The sequence below is a fragment of the Stenotrophomonas sp. PS02298 genome, assembly GCF_029959445.1.
Lineage (GTDB): Bacteria > Pseudomonadota > Gammaproteobacteria > Xanthomonadales > Xanthomonadaceae > Stenotrophomonas.
The window spans coordinates 21955-39977 of the sequence record NZ_JASCOR010000023.1; the positions used below are offsets into that span (position 1 = coordinate 21955).

13 protein-coding genes and 1 pseudogene are annotated in these 18023 nt (G+C 63.9%); 11 read left to right on the plus strand and 3 right to left on the minus strand.

Annotated elements, in window-relative coordinates; genetic code table 11:
• The first annotated feature begins 9 nt into the window (after window positions 1-9).
• The 4 genes and pseudogenes from xylA (at window position 10) to QMX78_RS05730 (ending at window position 7056) form a co-directional block, all read left to right on the plus strand.
• Window positions 10-1344 (plus strand): xylose isomerase, encoded by a 1335-nt coding sequence (gene xylA / locus QMX78_RS05715; protein WP_282267440.1) that lies wholly within the window; start codon window positions 10-12, stop codon window positions 1342-1344.
• 41 nt (window positions 1345-1385) lie between these two features.
• Complete coding sequence (locus QMX78_RS05720; protein WP_282267442.1) at window positions 1386-2795, plus strand: sugar porter family MFS transporter; 1410 nt, start codon at window positions 1386-1388, stop codon at window positions 2793-2795.
• A 134-nt stretch (window positions 2796-2929) separates the two neighbouring features.
• A pseudogene (locus tag QMX78_RS05725) lies at window positions 2930-5374 on the plus strand (exo 1,3/1,4-beta-D-glucan glucohydrolase); the annotation flags it as partial.
• A gap of 119 nt (window positions 5375-5493) precedes the next feature.
• Complete coding sequence (locus QMX78_RS05730) at window positions 5494-7056, plus strand: sodium/sugar symporter (protein ID WP_282267447.1); 1563 nt, start codon at window positions 5494-5496, stop codon at window positions 7054-7056.
• A 467-nt stretch (window positions 7057-7523) separates the two neighbouring features.
• On the opposite strand, the gene QMX78_RS05735 is transcribed toward QMX78_RS05730, so the two are convergent.
• The 3 genes from QMX78_RS05735 to cutA are packed head-to-tail and all read right to left on the minus strand — an operon-like array spanning window position 7524 to window position 10801.
• Window positions 7524-8114, minus strand: coding sequence for a TlpA disulfide reductase family protein (locus QMX78_RS05735; RefSeq protein ID WP_282267449.1), 591 nt, complete (start codon window positions 8112-8114; stop codon window positions 7524-7526).
• Entirely contained in the window at window positions 8114-10474 is a 2361-nt protein-coding gene (locus QMX78_RS05740) for a protein-disulfide reductase DsbD (RefSeq protein WP_282267451.1), read from the minus strand. Before QMX78_RS05740 ends, QMX78_RS05735 begins: the two co-directional genes overlap by 1 nt.
• Window positions 10475-10477: 3 nt before the next feature.
• A complete protein-coding gene (cutA, locus tag QMX78_RS05745; protein ID WP_282267453.1) occupies window positions 10478-10801 on the minus strand; it encodes a divalent-cation tolerance protein CutA in 324 nt (107 codons plus the stop codon).
• 187 nt (window positions 10802-10988) lie between these two features.
• Here cutA and QMX78_RS05750 point away from each other — a divergent pair, with 187 nt between their 5' ends.
• The 7 genes from QMX78_RS05750 to groL all read left to right on the plus strand — a co-directional run bounded on the left by QMX78_RS05750 (window position 10989) and on the right by groL (window position 17746).
• Complete coding sequence (locus QMX78_RS05750) at window positions 10989-11396, plus strand: type IV pilin protein (protein ID WP_282267455.1); 408 nt, start codon at window positions 10989-10991, stop codon at window positions 11394-11396.
• Entirely contained in the window at window positions 11393-11893 is a 501-nt protein-coding gene (locus QMX78_RS05755; protein WP_282267458.1) for a prepilin-type N-terminal cleavage/methylation domain-containing protein, read from the plus strand. The genes QMX78_RS05750 and QMX78_RS05755 overlap by 4 nt, the downstream gene beginning before the upstream one ends.
• Window positions 11877-12296 carry a hypothetical protein gene (locus QMX78_RS05760; RefSeq protein ID WP_282267460.1) on the plus strand — a complete coding sequence of 140 codons (420 nt, stop codon included), beginning with the start codon at window positions 11877-11879 and terminating at the stop codon, window positions 12294-12296. Before QMX78_RS05755 ends, QMX78_RS05760 begins: the two co-directional genes overlap by 17 nt.
• A gap of 2 nt (window positions 12297-12298) precedes the next feature.
• Window positions 12299-13000 (plus strand): hypothetical protein, encoded by a 702-nt coding sequence (locus tag QMX78_RS05765; protein WP_282267462.1) that lies wholly within the window; start codon window positions 12299-12301, stop codon window positions 12998-13000.
• A 20-nt stretch (window positions 13001-13020) separates the two neighbouring features.
• Window positions 13021-15279 (plus strand): hypothetical protein, encoded by a 2259-nt coding sequence (locus QMX78_RS05770; protein ID WP_282267464.1) that lies wholly within the window; start codon window positions 13021-13023, stop codon window positions 15277-15279.
• Between the two features lie 445 nt (window positions 15280-15724).
• Window positions 15725-16012, plus strand: coding sequence for a co-chaperone GroES (locus QMX78_RS05775; RefSeq protein WP_282267469.1), 288 nt, complete (start codon window positions 15725-15727; stop codon window positions 16010-16012).
• 84 nt (window positions 16013-16096) lie between these two features.
• Window positions 16097-17746: a chaperonin GroEL gene (gene groL, locus QMX78_RS05780; RefSeq protein WP_282267471.1), complete on the plus strand. Its 1650-nt coding sequence runs from the start codon at window positions 16097-16099 to the stop codon at window positions 17744-17746.
• Window positions 17747-18023: the final 277 nt, after the last annotated feature.

Here is an 18023-nt window from a genome sequence, read left to right on the forward strand (position 1 = left end):
ATTCGCACCATGAGCAAGCAGCCCTTCATCGGCGCCACCGAGTATTTCCCCGGCATCGGCCAGATCCCGTTCGAGGGTCGCGACTCCGACAACCCCTTGGCGTTCAAGGTCTATGACGCGGACAAGCTGGTCGGTGGCAAGAGCATGCGCGAGCACCTGCGCTTCGCCGCCTGCTACTGGCACACCTTCTGCAACGCCGGTGCCGATCCGTTCGGTCCGGGCACGCGCCGCTTCCCGTGGGAGAAGGGCGATGCCATGGCCACCGCCGAGGCCAAGGTCGATGCGGCGTTCGAGTTCTTCACCAAGCTCGGTGTGCCTTACTACTGCTTCCACGATGTCGACATGGCGCCGGACGCCGATGACATCGGCACCTACGAAAAGAATCTCAAGCACGTGGTGGCGCTGGCCAAGCAACGCCAGCAGGCGACCGGCACCAAGCTGCTGTGGGGCACTGCCAACCTGTTCTCGCACCCGCGCTACATGAACGGCGCGGCGACCAACCCGGATTTCAACGTGGTCAGCCGCGCCGCGGTGCAGGTGAAGGCCGCGCTGGAAGCCACGGTTGAACTGGGCGGCGAGCACTTCGTGTTCTGGGGTGGCCGCGAAGGGTATGCCAGCCTGCACAACACCAACATGAAGCGCGAGCTCGAGCACTTCGCACGCTTCCTCAGCGCTGCGCGCGACTACGGTCGCAGCATCGGCTTCACCGGCAAGTTCTTCATCGAGCCCAAGCCAATGGAGCCGATGAAGCACCAGTACGATTTCGACTCGGCAACCGTCGCCGGCTTCCTCAAGGCCAATGGCCTGCAGGATGACTTCATGCTCAACATCGAGGCCAACCACGCCACGCTGTCCGGCCACACCTTCGAGCACGACCTGCAGGTCGCCTCCGATCACGGCCTGCTCGGCAGCATCGATGCCAACCGTGGCAACGCGCAGAACGGCTGGGACACCGACCAGTTCCCGACCGACCTGTACGACACCGTCGGCGCGATGCTGGTGGTGCTGCGTCAGGGCGGCCTGGTCGGCGGCCTGAACTTCGATGCCAAGCCGCGCCGCGAATCCACCGACATGGAAGACCTGTTCATTGCCCACATCGGTGGCATGGATGCGTTCGCACGCGGTCTGGAAGTGGCCCACGGCCTGCTCAATGATTCGCCGTGGGAACAGTGGCGCGCACAGCGTTACGCCAGCTTCGATGCCGGCGCCGGCAAGGACTTCGCCAGCGGCAAGCTGGGCCTGGCCGACCTGGCCAAGCTCGCGGCCGGCAACGGCGAACCGGTGCAGGCCAGCGGCAAGCAGGAGCGCTACGAGAACCTGCTCAACCAATACCTGCTGCGCTGAGCACCAGGCCGACGACATAACCAGACAAAGAGGGTGAGGGGATGGGGCAGTCAGCAGCAAACAAGGAAAACACCGCGCTGATCGTATTGATCAGCGTGGTGGCGACGATAGGCGGGTTCCTGTTCGGCTTCGACAGTGGCGTGATCAACGGCACCGTCGATGGCCTGAAGCAGGCCTTTGGCTCCACCGAGGCGCAGCTGGGCTTTGAAGTGGCTTCGATGCTGCTGGGCTGTGCGATCGGCGCGTTCTTTGCCGGCCGCCTGGCCGATCGGCTGGGCCGGCGCTCGGTGTTGATCATCTCGGCGGTGCTGTTCCTGCTGTCGGCACTCGGTGCCGGCGGTGCGCACAGCTCGCTGGTGTTCATCGCCGCGCGCGTGGTCGGTGGTTTCGCGGTGGGTGCGGCCAGCGTGATGTCGCCGGCCTATATCGCCGAGGTTGCACCGGCGCGCTATCGCGGCCGGCTGGCCACGGTGCAGCAGATCGCGATCATCTCCGGCCTGTTCATCGCCTTCCTCAGCAACTACCTGCTGGCCAAGGCCGCTGGCGCCTCGACCGAGCCGCTGTGGGCCGGCCAGGCCGCATGGCGCTGGATGTTCTGGATGCAGGCGATCCCGTCGCTGCTGTTCCTGCTGCTGTTGCTGTTCATCCCGGAAAGCCCGCGCTTCCTGGTGGTCAAGCGCCGCAAGGATGAAGCACTGGCCGTGCTGACCCGTTTGTTCGGTGCCGAGCAGGCGCAGGCCACGCTGGGCGAGATCGACGCGTCGTTGTCGCAGGACCACCACCGCCCGCAGTTGTCGGATCTGGTCGACAAAGCCACCCGCAAGATCCGCCCGATCGTCTGGGTGGGCATTGGCCTTGCGGTGTTCCAGCAGCTGGTCGGCATCAACGTGGTGTTCTATTACGGCGCGGTGCTGTGGCAGGCGGTGGGCTTCTCCGAGAGCGATGCGTTGCTGATCAATGTGTTGTCCGGCGCGCTCAGCATCGGTGCCTGCATCGTCACCGTGTTGTTGATCGACAAGATCGGCCGCAAGCCGCTGCTGTGGATCGGCTCCAGCGGCATGGCGGTATCGCTGGCGCTGGTGGTCTACGCCTTCGCCAGTGGTTCGATGGTGGAAGGCCACCTGCAGCTGCCCGGCGGCATGGGCACGCTGGCGCTGGTCGCAGCCAATGCCTACGTGGTGTTCTTCAATGTGTCCTGGGGCCCTGTGATGTGGGTGATGCTGGGCGAGATGTTCCCCAACCAGATCCGCGGGTCGGCGCTGGCGGTTGCCGGTGCGGCGCAGTGGACGGCGAACTTCATCGTCACGGTGACCTTCCCGATGCTGTTGGCCGGCATTGGTCTGGCATCGACGTACAGCATCTACCTGGTATCGGCGGTGATCTCGGTGTTCTTTGTTATCAAGTTCGTGCGTGAGACCAAGGGTCGTTCGCTCGAGCAGATGGAGGGTTGAGGATGATGACGTTTTCGACACGCCGCGTTGCCCTGGTTGGCGCGCTGGCAGTGGGTATCGCGGTGCTGGCCGGCTGCAACAGCGGCGACAAGGGTGCACCGCAGGCGGCCACGGCCGATGCCGCGTATGACGGCACGATCCATCCGGAACAGTGGCCGGTGGTGGAATGGCCGCTGGCGGAAGATCCGGCGCTGGAAAAGCGCGTCAACGATCTGCTGGCGACGATGACGCTGGAGGAGAAGGTCGGCCAGCTGGTGCAGGGCGACCTGGCCAGCATCACCCCGGACGACGTGCGCAAGTACCGGCTGGGCTCGATCCTGGCCGGTGGCAGCTCCGACCCGGGTGGCAAGTACAACGCACCGGCCAAGGACTGGCTGCAGGTGGCCGATGACTTCTGGGCCGCGTCGATGGATACCAGCGGTGGCGGCAAGGCGATTCCACTGCTGTTCGGTATCGATGCGATGCACGGCCAGAGCAACGTGGTGGGCGCGACGCTGTTCCCGCACAATGTTGGTCTGGGCGCCACCCGCAACGTTGAACTGCAGCGCCGGATCGGCCAGATCACCGCCGCCGAAACCCGCGCCACTGGCATGGAGTGGGCGTTCGCGCCGACCGTGGCGGTGCCGCAGGACGTGCGTTGGGGCCGCGCCTATGAAGGCTATTCGGAGAACCCGCAGCTGGTGGCCGAGTTCGCCGCGGCGATGGTCGAAGGCCTGCAGGGCAAGGTCGGCGCGCCGGACTTTCTCGACGACAAGCACGTGATGGTGTCGGTCAAGCATTTCGTTGGCGACGGCGGCACCACCGACGGCAAGGACCAGGGCGATACCGCGGTCAGCGAGGCCGAGCTGCGTGATGTCCACAGCGCCGGTTACGTCACCGCCATCAAGGCCGGTGCACAGTCGGTGATGGCTTCGTTCAACAGCTTCCACGGGGTCAAGATGCACGGCCACAAGCCGCTGCTGACCGACGTGCTGAAGGGCCGCATGAACTACGGCGGCTTCGTGGTCGGCGACTGGAATGGCCATGGCCAGATTCCCGGTTGCAGCACCACCGATTGCCCTGCCACCTATGACGCCGGCCTGGACATGGCGATGGCCACCGACAGCTGGAAGGGCATGTACGAGTCCACCGTGGCCGCGGTGAAGTCGGGCAAGCTCTCGACCGAGCGTCTGGATGACGCCGTGCGTCGCGTGCTGCGGGTGAAGTTCCGCATGAACCTGTTCGATGCGCCGAAGCCTTCGGCGCGTGCACTGGGCGGCAAGTTTGAACTGCTGGGCGCAGCCGAGCACCGCGCGGTCGCCCGTCAGGCCGTGCGCGAATCGCTGGTGCTGTTGAAGAACAACAACGGCATCCTGCCGCTGCGCGCCGACCAGAAGGTGCTGGTGGCCGGTGATGGCGCCGATAACATCGGCAAGCAGGCCGGTGGTTGGACCTTGAACTGGCAGGGCACCGGCACCACCCGTGCTGACTTCCCCAACGCCGACACCATCTGGGAAGGCCTGCAGCGTGAAGTCAGTGCTGCTGGTGGCAGCGCCGAGCTGGCGGTCGATGGCAAGTACAAGGCCAAGCCGGATGTGGCGGTGGTGGTGTTCGGCGAAGAGCCTTATGCCGAGTTCCAGGGTGACATCCCCAACCTGTTGTACAAGCCGGGCAACGATGCCGATCTGGAGCTGCTCAAGCGCCTGAAGAGCGAAGGCATTCCGGTGGTGGCGGTGTTCATCAGCGGTCGTCCGCTGTGGATGAACCGCGAGATCAATGCTTCCGACGCCTTCGTCGCGGCCTGGTTGCCGGGTTCGGAAGGCGCGGGTATCGCCGATGTGCTGCTGCGCAAGGCCGATGGCAGCGTCAACCACGACTTCAAGGGCAAGCTCAGCTTCTCCTGGCCGCGCACCGCGATCGACTCGGCGGTCAACAAGCCGGGCCACAACCCGCTGTACAAGTTCGGCCACGGCCTGAGCTACGCCGACAAGGGAGATGTGGCAGCGCTGCCGGAAGACTCCGGCGTGACCGGTGAGCAGGCCGGTAGCGGCGTGTACTTCGCCAAGGGCCGCCCGGCGCTGGGCCTGTCGCTGCAGCTGTCCAGTGCATCGCAGCCTGACATGCCGGCCACCACCGTGCCGACCGTACTGGCTGACGGCACCTTGAGGATGACCGCGGTCGATCACAAGGCGCAGGAAGATGCACGCCGCCTGCAGTGGTCGGGCACGGCACTGGCAAAGTTCGCCTTGATTGCCGCCACGCCCATTGACGTCACCCGCGAGAGCAACGGCGACGTGCAGCTGCAGTTGACGCTGCGCCGCGACAGCGCGGTATCGGCACCGTTGACGGTGGGTGTGGGCTGCGGTGCGGGTTGTGCGGCCAAGGTCGACCTGCAAGCCACCTTGTCGGCCATTCCGGCCGGCAAGTGGGTCAGCGTTGGCGTACCGCTCAAGTGCTTTGCCGCCGCGGGTGCGGATCTGTCCAGGATCCAACGTACCACTGAGCTGGAAACGGCTGCCGTTGCGGATATTTCGGTATCACGGATCGCTCTTGGCGCTGCCGGTGAGGCCGAGGTAAACGTAGACTGCGCAACACGCTGAAACAGCGAAAGCGCCGGTACGGGAGGGTGCCGGCGCACCTGATGATGTGGCCCGTTGGGGTCGGTAGCGAAAGGGCGCAGGGATGACAGCCCGGTCGGTGCACAACAGGGAGTGATGAGATGGGTTTGGGTACGTTGGATATCGCGATCGTACTGGTCTACCTGGCCGGTATCTTCGTTCTTGCGCAATGGGTGTCGCGGGAGAAAGCCGGGCACAGCAAGGACGCCAAGGACTACTTCCTGGCCAGCAAGTCATTGCCGTGGTGGGCGATCGGCGCCTCCTTGATCGCGGCGAATATTTCCGCCGAGCAGATCATCGGCATGTCCGGTTCGGGTTATGCGATCGGTCTGGCGGTGGCCTCGTATGAGTGGATGGCGGCACTGACCCTGTTGATCGTCGGCAAGTGGTTCCTGCCGGTGTTCCTGCGCAACGGCATCTACACCATGCCGCAGTTCCTGGAACAGCGTTATGGAAGCCGCATACGCACGGTGATGGCGGTGTTCTGGCTGGGCCTGTACGTGTTCGTCAACGTCACTTCGATCCTGTGGCTGGGCGCGGTGGCGGTCAACCAGGTCACCGGCATCGACCAGATGACCGCAGTGGTGCTGATCGGCGTGTTCGCGCTGCTGTACCAGCTGTACGGCGGGCTCAAGGCAGTGGCACTGACCGACATCGTGCAGGTCACGCTGCTGGTGCTCGGCGGCCTGTTCGTTGCAGGGCTGACCTTGAACCAGCTCGGCGATGGTGCCGGCATCGTCGCCGGTTTCAACAAGTTGTGGCAGGCGCAGCCGGGTCACTTCGAGATGATCCTCAGCAAGGACAACCCCTTCTACAAGGACCTGCCAGGCCTGAGCGTGCTGCTGGGTGGCCTGTGGATCATGAACATCAGCTACTGGGGCTTCAACCAGTACATCATCCAGCGTGCGCTGGCGGCCAAGAGCATCGGTGAAGCACAGAAGGGCGTGTTGTTTGCTGCGTTCCTGAAGCTGTTGATGCCGGTGATCGTGGTATTGCCGGGTATCGCCGCGGTGATGCTGGCACCGAACCTGGACAAGCCGGACCAGGCCTATCCGACGATGATGCGGATGCTGCCGACCGGTGTGCTCGGCCTGGTGTTTGCCGCGCTGGTGGCGGCCATCGTTGCCTCGCTGGCATCGAAGATCAATTCGGTGGCGACCATCTTCACCTTGGATTTCTACGCCAAGCGCAATCCCGAAGCGGATCAGACCAAGCTGGTGCGTGTGGGCCGTATCGCTGCGGTGGTGGCGGTGGTGCTGGGTATTCTCACCGCCAAGCCCTTGCTGGGCAGCTTCGACCAGGCGTTCCAGTACATCCAGGAATACACCGGCTTCTTCACCCCGGGCATCGTGGTGATCTTCATGCTGGGCCTGTTCTGGAAGCGTGCCAATGAGGCGGGTGCCTTGTCGGCGGCGATTGGTTCGTTCGTGTTGTCGATCGTGTTGAAGCTGGCCTGGCCGGCATTGCCCTTCATCGACCGCGTCGGCCTGGTGTTCCTGCTGGCGTTGGCCTTGGCGGTAGGCGTATCACTGTTGACGCCGGCGGCGCCGGAGAAGGACATCATCGACACCCGCGACGTGGATTACCGCACGGGCGGCGTGTTCAACATCGGCTCGGTGGCGGTGATCGCGATCCTGGTCGCGCTGTACGCGGCGTTCTGGTGATCTGAGCTTGAGCCCCTCTCCCTCCGGGAGAGGGGTTGGTGAGAGGGTGAGGTGCGAAGCACCTTGTAGAAGCCAGAAGCAGAAGCTCAAAGGCAAAAACTCAACGCAAAGCATCCCCTCATCCGCCCCTTCGGGGCACCTTCTCCCGCAGGCGGGAGAAGGGAGGCAAAGCAAAGCAGAGCAGAGCGGAGCAAAGCAGAGCGGAGCAAAGCAGAGCGGAGCAAAGCAGAGCGGAGCAAAGCAGAGCGGAGTAAAGCAGAGCAAAACAAATCGAAGCAGAGTTGGGAATGCGTCAGTTGCAGCTGAACACGAGCGGAGTGCATTCCCTTCTCCCGCAAGCGGGAGAAGGTGCCCCGAAGGGGCGGATGAGGGGAGCTCTTGGCTCTTGGCGCGAACCAAGCCTCGGGCGCGCTGCGCTTATCCGTGCGACCAATCCAAGCGCAAACATCAATCCAAGGCTTGCAGGGTCACTGCCTGGCAGCAGGCTCCACACCGGCAACCCACGCATCAATCTCACCAACCTTGAACGGCCCAAGCTTCTGCTTGAGCACGCGTCCCTGCGCATCAACCAATACGCTGTATGGCAGCAGCCCCTGCGAATTGCCCAGCTTGACGCTGGCATCCTGCGGCCCCGGCGTTTCGATCACGATCGGGTAATACACCGGCACGTTGCCAAGGAAATCCAGCACCGCTTCCGGCGTGTCCAAGGCCAAGCCCACCACCTGCGGTCCAGTGTCCGCATGACGCGCAGCAAAACGCGCCAACTCGGGCATCTCCTCGATGCAGGGCGCACACCAGCTGGCCCATACATTGATCAACAGCGGCTTGCCCTTGAACTGGTCCGGGAACTTCACCGGCATGCCATCCAGGTCGGGCAGGGTGAATGAAGGCATCAATTCGCCGACACGCACACCCTGCACCGGCGTCGCCGATTTCAGCGGTGCAGAGGGCGTGCTCATCGACGGCAGTGGCGGTGTGGCCGGGCGGCTCAGCCATGCACCGGCCGACAGCCCGGCTGCGGCCGCGATACCTGCCACCCACCACACGGCGCGGCGCATCAGCGTGCCGCGCGCAGCAGCGCTTCTTCAGCGATGGATTGGGTGAGTACGGTCGGCAGCACGCGCGGCGGTGCACCCGGTCCATACACCACATACAGCGGCACACCGACAGCCTTGTGCTGCTCGAGGAAGGCGCTGATCTGTGGATCCACATTGGTCCAGTCGCCGCGCATGTACACCGCGTTGACCTGCTTGAGCGTGTCACGGAACTTGTCGCGGTCCAGCACGTTGCGTTCGTTGGCCTTGCAGGTGACACACCAGTCGGCCGTCATGTTGACGAACACCACGCGGTTATCGGCGCGCAGGCGGTCCAGCATCTGCGGCGAATAGGACACCGTGCCTTCGCTGGCGATGGCTGCGCCCGGCGGCGGCAGGCGGGTCACGCCCCACACCGGCACCAGCGCCAGCAGCGCGATCACCGCGCCCAGCACCATGCCGATCCGACGGCTGTGCCAGCGGCTGCGTTCAAACCACCACAGGCCCAGCGCCAGCAGGGTCAGGCCGATCAGCATCAGGCCCATCGCATCAATGCCACGCTGCTTGCCCAGCACCCACAACAGCCAGATGGCGGTGAGGTACATCGGGAAGGCCATCACGTGCTTGAAGGTTTCCATCCATGCGCCCGGCTTGGGCAGCCGCTCGGCCAGCGCTGGTACAAAACCGATCAGCAGGAACGGCAGTGCCAGACCCAGCCCCAATGCCAGGAACACAAGCAGTGCCAAGGCCGGCGGTGCGGTGAAGGCGTAGGCCAAGGCCGGGCCCATGAACGGCGCGATGCAGGGGCTGGCGACCACGCAGGCAAGCACGCCGGTGAAAAAATCACCGCTGGGGCCGCTGCGACTGGCGAGGCTCTGGCCCAGTTGGCCGGCATTGCCGCCCAGGGTGAACAGCCCGGACAGGCTCAGGCCAACGACGAACATCAGGTACACCAGTGCGGCGATGAACCACGGGTGCTGCAACTGGAAGCCCCAGCCGGCCGCCTGGCCGGCTGCGCGCAGTGCCAGCACCAGGCCACCAATCGCGGCAAACGCAACCAGCACGCCTGCCGTATACCAAAGTGCGTGGCTGCGCGCGCGCTGGCGGCTCTCGCCACTCTGTGCAACGCCCAGCACCTTCAGCGACAGAATCGGCAGGACGCAGGGCATCAGATTGAGGATCAGGCCGCCAGCCAGCGCCAGCAGCAGAACCCACAGCAGCGAGCCGTTGCCGGCGGTATCGGCGGGCGGTTGGCTGCGGCGGGTATTGTCGGCGGACGCATCGGGTGCGGCTTCGGCCAGGCTGGCAGCTGCAGCAGCCGGACGCACTACCAGCGGCTGCGGTGTCGGCGGGTTGGCCGGGTCGATCAGCGGCATCGGCGGAACTTCGCCCTTCTTGCCGGCCGGCAACGGCTGGATCACCAAGGGAGCAACTGCCAGTTCTTCTTTTTCCTTCGACGAGATCTTGCCGGCGGGCAGCGACAGCCGCACCCGGCGGGTCATCGGTGGATAGCAGATACCGTCGGTCTGGCAGCCCTGGAATGTGACAACCAGAGTGGCCGGCGTGGCGTCGGGCTTGTCGCGGCGCAATGGCAGCGGCACATCGACCTGGTCGAAATAGACCACCACGTTGCCGAAATGCTCGTCGCGGTAGGGCTTGCCGGCGGGCCATTGTGGGCGGCCGGCGCGCACGCCATCGGCGCCTTCCAGTGCCAGCGAGGTGCGGTCGCGGTACAGGTAATAGCCCGGTGCCGGCGAGAAGCGCAGCAGCAGGCGGTTGCCGTTGTCGACGATGGCCTCGAAGCCGAAGGCCTTTTCCGAGGGCAGCGGCAGGCCCTGCACGGCGGGCGCGCCGGGCAGGCTGAGGCCGCCACCGTTGTTGCCGGCGAGCGGGTTGAAGATGGGTGCGGAAGACGGTGCAGCGGCCGCAGCCGCGGGCGCGGCGCCGCTTGCTGCGGGCAGTCTTACTTCGACGTTGCGCTTTTGCGGCGGGTAGCACACGCCGGCATCGGCACAGCCCTGGTAGCGGACTTCGAGGGTGACGCTGGTGGCGCCCGCGTCGGCGGTACCCGGCAGGACCGCGCGCAGCTGGCGATGGTAGGTCTCCACATCGCCAAAGAATTCGTCGTGCTTCTTCTCGCCCTGTGGCATCTGCAGCGCGCCGGCAGTGAAGCCGGGGCCGGCTTTGACACTGGTGCGGTGATGGTAGAGGTAATAGCCCGGGGCGATGTCCCAGCGCAGCTCGATGCGGTCGCGGCTGAGAGCCTCGGCACGCAGGGCAAAGGCCTGGTCTACCGGTAGCAGGTCTTTCTCATTGATGGCCAGCGCCGGCAGGGCGGCCAGGGAAAGCAGGCAGAAAGCGGCAAATTGTCGCAACAGCATCATTAATTATGTTTCCTCCCGGGTCTGCGCCCGGATCCAATCCAGATACGCCGGCAGGCCGGCGCTGGGGGAGATCGCCACGATCTCCGGCAATTCATAAGGGTGGTGCAACCTGATCGCGGCGCTCAACGCGTCCAACCGATCAGCACAGGTTTTTATAACAAGCTGAATCTCTTCAGCTTGTTCAATCTGCTCCTGCCAGCGGTACACAGACCGCATCGCAGGCAACAAGTTCACGCAGGCAGCCAAACGCTGCTCCACCAGATGGTGAGCCAAGGCCTGCGCGGTTTGTTCGTCGGGGCAGGTGCAGAAGACCAGTCTTACGTCCATCGAGCCATTGTGGCAGAAGCGCTTGAGGCGTTTTCGGATGGAAGTGTTGACATCGTTGTCATGAATTGTATATTGCGGCCGGTCACAGTTTCACGCGGTTTTCATCTAACGCCAGATGGACGCCAATTCCTACGAAGGTTCTTGTCACGGCGGATGCAGGTGTTCGCAGGGCTCTACAGGGGGGCATATGCAGCAACACAAAAACCGGGGCTTCACGCTGATCGAGCTGATGATCGTCGTGGCCATCATTGCCATTTTGGCCGGCATCGCCATTCCGCTGTACTCGGACTACGTTCTGCGCAGCAAGCTCCGTACAGCGCAGAGCGATTTGATGGCGTTGTCCAGTACGGTCGAGAATTTCCGCCAGCGCACCCTGGGCTACCCCGCCAGTGACGCGGCAGCCAAGAAGGGCTGGAATGCGGCGACCAAGGCTGGCCAGTTCACCTATAGCTATACCACCACCAACAGTGGTTATGAGCTCAAGGCGGTCGCCGGCAGCGCGTTGGGCAAGGCCAGTGGCTGCACACTCAAGCTTGATTCGGACAACAGCCGCACGGTGTCCGGCAACTGTGCCGGCGTGAGTGACTGGCCATGAGCCGCCGCGCCACGGGTTTTTCACTGATCGAATTGATGGTGACCCTGGCGGTGATGGCGGTGCTGGCCTTGGCAGGCATGCCGTTCACACTGCAGTGGATCGACAGCAACCGGCAGATGCAGGCACGCAACCTGCTGTGGGAGGCCGTGTCGCAGACCCGCTCGCTGGCCTTGCGCAATCCCGAGCACGTCACCGGGACAGCTGTTTCGGCACGGCTGCAGCACAGTGGTCGCAGCCTGCAGGTATTGCGTGGCGCTGGCAATGAAGTGTTGTGGCAGGGCGAGTTGCCGCGCGGTGGCGAGTATCGCCTGACCGGCGCCGATGACTATGCCGATGCAGACGAGCTGCAAGCCTCGGGCGACCTGATGTCCTGCGTGGCATTCGACAACCGTGGCCAGCGCCTGCCGGGCGCGGCGAGCTGCAGCAGCGCCGCCACCCATTCGCGTATTGCCATTGGCATGAACAGCCAGGACCCGCTCTATGTCGACCTGCTTTGATCCGCGACGCCGCCAGCGCGGCGACATCATGCTCGAGGCTCTGGTCGGCGTGTTGATCACCAGCATCATCGGCGCCGGTCTGGCCCATGTAATGGCCAATGTGATGAACAACCAGCGCGATGCCAAGGTAGAAAACCTGATGGTCGAGCGCCTGCGCGACAGTCTGCAGACCCAGGGCGTGGGCTTGTGCGGCAGTGGCACGCTGGAGATCGGCATGCCCAACGGCGAGTCCAGGAGCGCTGCGGTCAGCTGCGAGGCCGCCACCGCAACGGTAGCCATGGCGGGTATTGCGCGCACCGTGGAGGCACCACAGCGGGTGGATCTGACGGTCGCCGCGACCGATCTCGGCAGCAAGGGCGCCAACGAAAACGATCCCGATCTGCTGGTGTCGACGAAGCAATGAACATGCATGCACGCACTGCCACCCGGATCGGCCGCCAGCAGCAACGCGGACAGAGCCTGATCAGCATGATGGTGGGCCTGCTGATCTCGCTGATCACCATTGCCGCGATGATGACGCTGTACAAAACCATGGTTGAAGTTTCCAGCAACGCCTCGCGTTCTGCGTTGCGCGACGGACAGGTATCAGCGGCGTTGTTGTCCGCGCAGATGGACCTGCAGAGCGCGGGCTTCGGCGTGCCGGCAGCCGACAGTTTGAACAGCAAGCTGCATGTTCGCGACGCGGGCAAGGAGTTGGTGTGGCGCTACAAGGCCGAGCTGACCGCCAGCGGCTACGTCTGCTCGGGCCTGCGGCTGGTCGATGGTGAGGGCCTGTACCGCTTTACCCCCAAGGCCTGCGGCGATGCCCAAGCTGCCACATGGAAAAGCAATGAGCGGCACCTGCTTGCTGGCAGTGCGGCCTTCTTCACTCCCATGCAGAAGGATGGCAGCGCCTTTGCCTCCGGTGAGCAGGAAGTCGGTGCGATGAGCCTGGCGCCAGGCTATGTGTTTTCGCTCAAGGGTGAGCGTCAATGCCTCCCATACATGCAGCAGGATTTCAGCACCACGCCTGCTGCAGCGGTTGGCCAGCAACTGGCCTTGGAACGCAGCGACGCCAGCAGCCATCTGTTCCTGGCCTGCCTGCCCAATCTAGCAGTGACCATCTGATGCACAGGGGACGTGTTGGCATGGACAGGAATCGTTTTTCAGCATTCAAACGGCAGCGCGGCGTTGCCACGCTGCTGATCGTGTTGATGGTTGGACTGGCGGTTTCGGTCACGGTTGCCGCAACCATTTACTCGTTGCGCGGCACCCAGTCGCAGCAGCTCACCACGCATTCGGCCACGGCTGCACAGGCGGCGGCATGGCGCGGTGTTGAAGCACTGCGGCTGTACCTGCTGCAGGTGGATACCAACGTATGGCCTGGCTGGGTAGGCAATGATGCCAAGCCAGTCAGCGGCCTTGAAGCGCTGGGCGTGCGCGCCGCAACGGTGACATCGATCGAGGCTGCCGGCAGCGACCACTACCGGGTCAGTGCCCAGGTCATTGGCACCGCGGGTGTCGGCAGTGCCTTGACCACCGCCACCGTCGAAGTGATCTATGACGTGGTGCCAGGCAGCGGCACCCCGGGCATTCCACCGGTATGCGCATCGATGCCGAAGGCACCGATGGTGTTCAACGGCAACCTGGATTACAGCGGTGGCAAGCTCGACGTCACCAATGCGGTGGATTACGAGAACATCGTGGTAGCCGGCAACCTGACGATTGGCGGTGGTTCGACCGCGCGCATCTCCGGTTGCGTCAAGGGTGATGTGTCATTGAGCGGCGGTGGCATCACCGACAACGGTCATCTGTATTCGGAAGGCACCATCCGCATCAACGGCATGGGCAATCCCAACGGAACCACGTTGTGGGCACGCAATGTCGAGATCGGCAGTGGTGTCAGCGGTGGCAACTACACCGCGATCAAGGCTGGCGCTTATGCGGTTGGCGTTTATTCCGGCACCGCGCTGATCGGCACCGCCGAAGTCAGCGGTAACTTGATTGCCTCCACCGTAACCGGCGGCACGCCGTGGGTGACGGGTACCGTTGCGCCGCTCAACAGTGGCCACGCAGTGATCACGTTGTCCGATCAGAGCCAGTTCCTGCTGGATTTCAGCAAGCAGGACAGTGCCGGCGCGCCGCTGGTGAACGTCGATGCCAGCACCGGTCTGGTAACCGGTGCGGCAACTGCCGAGCGCTTGAAGGGCGCGGACAATGTCAGCCTGCCGGATGCGCTGAGCTTCCGCTCCACCCGTATTGCCGGCGGCACCGTTGGCTTGGCAACACTCACGGTGGGCCAGTTGTGGGGCTACAACGTCACCGTGTCGGGTTGGAGCGGCAAGTACGAGACACTTTGGGCCAGCGGAAACATCGCAATGACATCGGGCACGGTGAAAAGTCTGCTCGGTGGCGGTGACATGACGGTCAACCAGGTTTCGGTCAGCGGCTCGGGCCGGCTCGCCGGCACCCTCAACATGCCGGTGAACAACGTGCAGACCAAGCAGGCCGGCACCAGTCCGGGCCTGCCCGGCATCCCGTACTGCGAAGCGCGGGTCAAACCGGTGGATGCCGATAACTTCCTGGCCATGGCCAACTACGCCTTCAGCACGGTTGATGGCGCCGCGCAGTTGACCATCCGCAATGTGAAGCGTGCCAATGGTGATTCCATCGACGGGGTGTATCCGCTGAACAATCCCAGCCCCGCGCAACTGGCGATCCTGCAGGAGCTGATGACCTGCAACTACACCAATGAAAAGGGCTGCCTGAAGGCCAGACAAAGCGATGGCAGCTGGTTGCTGCACGGCGTCAGCAAGATGCCGGTCGGCGTGCTGTGGTTTGACCAGTCGGTGAAAATCGACGGTACCAGTACCGACTTCCTCAACACCGTGGTGGTGCGCGGTTGTGACGACCCGAGCCAGGCCACCTGTGGCGGCAACGTCACCCTCACCACCGCCGGCCATCGCGATCTGATCGCGCCGAACTTCGCCGGTGCGGCCAAGGTCTGTGGCGGCGACTTCTACCCGACCAATCTGTGCGCCAGCCGCTCGCAGCTGGTGGAGTGGGAAGGGCAGGGACCTGATGGCAAGCCGCACACCTACCAAGGCCTGCCGATTGCCAACACCACCGTCATCGCCGAAGGCGCTGCCGACATCGCGGGCTGGGAGCTGCGTGGCAGCGTGATGCTGGGCAAGCAGCTGTCGACCAGTGGTGCCACCGTGACCATCCACGGCAGCTTGACGGTAGGCAGCAACCAGACCGCTGATACCAAGATATCCGCCGGCGGCATCGCGGTTGATGTTCCCAGCGGTGGCGGCCTGAACCTGCTCCCGGTGTGCAGCACCGGCAGCGGTGGGCTGCCGGCAAGCCCTGCCAGGGCCTCGGTGCAGTGGTCGCGGTACCTCTGATATTCCAAAAAAGTAGTTCAGCCCGCGGTCTGGGCGGCTCTCTCTCTTGACATGGCGTGCCCCGCAATCCCCCGGGGCGCGCCATTTTTTTCGGCCTGAACGGTGGTCGATCCCCGCGATCAAACGGCGCCATTCGTGGCGGAGCTTCAGATGCCGAAACCGGCAGGGGCGGAGGTGAGGCAGGCGGCCCGCAGTCCGTGGCGTATTCGGGACTGTGGCGGTGGGGCAGGTGGCACGATTGCCGCCGGCGCCCGCAGCGGTAGTTACCAGACCCTGCCAGCCGGGATGATCATTTTTCCGGCCTGCCCTTGAAAGGCCCCCAGCCAGCCCCATCTCCCAAACAAGCCCGCACGACGGGCCTTTTTACGCGTGATGCCGACGTCCCCCTGTTTCCCAGTCGGTGTCGCCGGAATTTCAGGCCAATCAATTACTTAAGAGGTCCTTCATGAGCATCAAGCCGCTTCACGACCGCGTTGTGGTCAAGCCGATCGAAGCCGACGAAATCTCCGCCGGCGGCATCCTGATCCCGGATTCGGCCAAGGAAAAGTCCACCAAGGGTGAAGTCGTGGCCGTGGGCCCGGGCAAGCCGCTGGACAACGGTTCGGTGCGTACCCCGTCGCTGAAGGTTGGCGACAAGGTCATTTACGGCCAGTACGCCGGCTCGTCCTACAAGGCCGAAGGCGTCGAGTACAAGGTGCTGCGCGAAGACGACGTGCTTGCCGTCATCGGCTGAGCTGCCGCGCCACCTGTTCCTGTAAACCCCCTTTCCCGATAAAAGCAGCCGAGCTCGGCTCGGCTCTACTCAGAGGTAATCGCAATGGCTGCCAAGGATATTCGTTTCGGTGAAGACGCCCGTTCGCGCATGGTGCGCGGCGTCAACGTTCTCGCCAATGCCGTCAAGGCAACCCTGGGCCCGAAGGGCCGCAACGTCGTGCTCGAGAAGAGCTTCGGCGCCCCGACCATCACCAAGGACGGCGTGTCCGTTGCCAAGGAAATCGAACTGGCTGACAAGTTCGAGAACATGGGCGCGCAGATGGTGAAGGAAGTTGCTTCGCGCACCAATGACGACGCTGGCGACGGCACCACCACCGCCACCGTGCTGGCCCAGGCCCTGATCCGCGAAGGCGCCAAGGCCGTTGCCGCCGGCATGAACCCGATGGATCTGAAGCGCGGTATCGACAAGGCCGTGATCGCCGCCGTCGCCGAGCTGAAGAACATCTCCAAGCCCACCGCTGACGACAAGGCCATCGCCCAGGTCGGCACCATTTCGGCCAACTCCGACGAGTCGATCGGCAACATCATCGCCGAAGCGATGAAGAAGGTTGGCAAGGAAGGCGTGATCACCGTTGAAGAAGGCTCGGGCCTGGAGAACGAGCTGGACGTCGTCGAGGGCATGCAGTTCGACCGCGGCTACCTGTCCCCGTACTTCATCAACAACCAGCAGTCGCAGACCGCTGACCTGGATGACCCGTACATCCTGCTGCATGACAAGAAGATCTCCAACGTGCGTGACCTGCTGCCGGTGCTGGAAGGCGTCGCCAAGGCAGGCAAGCCGCTGCTGATCATCGCTGAAGACATCGAAGGCGAAGCGCTGGCTACCCTGGTGGTCAACACCATCCGTGGCATCGTCAAGGTCGTGGCCGTCAAGGCACCGGGCTTCGGCGACCGTCGCAAGGCGATGCTGGAAGACATGGCCGTGCTGACCGGCGGCACCGTGATTTCCGAAGAAGTTGGCCTGTCGCTGGAAAAGGCCACCATCAAGGACCTGGGCCGCGCCAAGAAGGTGCAGGTCTCCAAGGAAAACACCACCGTCATCGACGGCGCTGGCGATACCGCTGCCATCGAATCGCGCGTCAAGCAGATCAAGACCCAGATCGAAGAAACCTCTTCGGACTACGATCGCGAGAAGCTGCAGGAACGCGTTGCCAAGCTGGCCGGCGGCGTTGCCGTGATCAAGGTCGGTGCATCGACCGAAATCGAAATGAAGGAAAAGAAGGACCGCGTTGACGACGCCCTGCACGCTACCCGCGCAGCCGTCGAAGAAGGCGTGGTCCCGGGCGGCGGCGTCGCCCTGGTGCGCGCTGTCTCCGCTCTGGCCGGCCTGAAGGGCAACAACGAAGACCAGAACCACGGCATCCAGATCGCCCTGCGCGCGATGGAAGCCCCGCTGCGCGAAATCGTTGCCAACGCCGGTGAAGAGCCGTCGGTCATCGTCAACAAGGTCAAGGAAGGCACCGGCAGCTTCGGCTACAACGCCGCGTCCGGCGAATTCGGCGACATGCTGGAATTCGGCATCCTGGACCCGACCAAGGTGACCCGTTCGGCACTGCAGAACGCAGCCTCGATCGCTGGCCTGATGATCACCACCGAAGCCATGGTTGCCGAAGCTCCGAAGAAGGACGAGCCGGCAATGGGCGGCGCCGGTGGCATGGGCGGCATGGGTGGCATGGGCGGTATGGACTTCTAAGTCCACCGCAGCCTCACCGCTGCTTGTAGTACGCAAAACCCCGCCGAAAGGCGGGGTTTTGTCTTTTGCCCCCTCCCTTTGCCGCAGGCAAGGGGAGGGCTGGGGAGGGGTAGCTCTGTGGCCTTTCAAGCAGCACCAGCTTCGCGGCTCACACCGCGCCTAAAAACATCAGCGTCCAGCTGTAGTGCCGAGCCATGCTCGGCAAGGGCTTTACCGACAATGTCTTCTGCCCCCTCCCTTTGCCGCAGGCAAGGGGAGGGCTGGGGAGGGGGAGCTC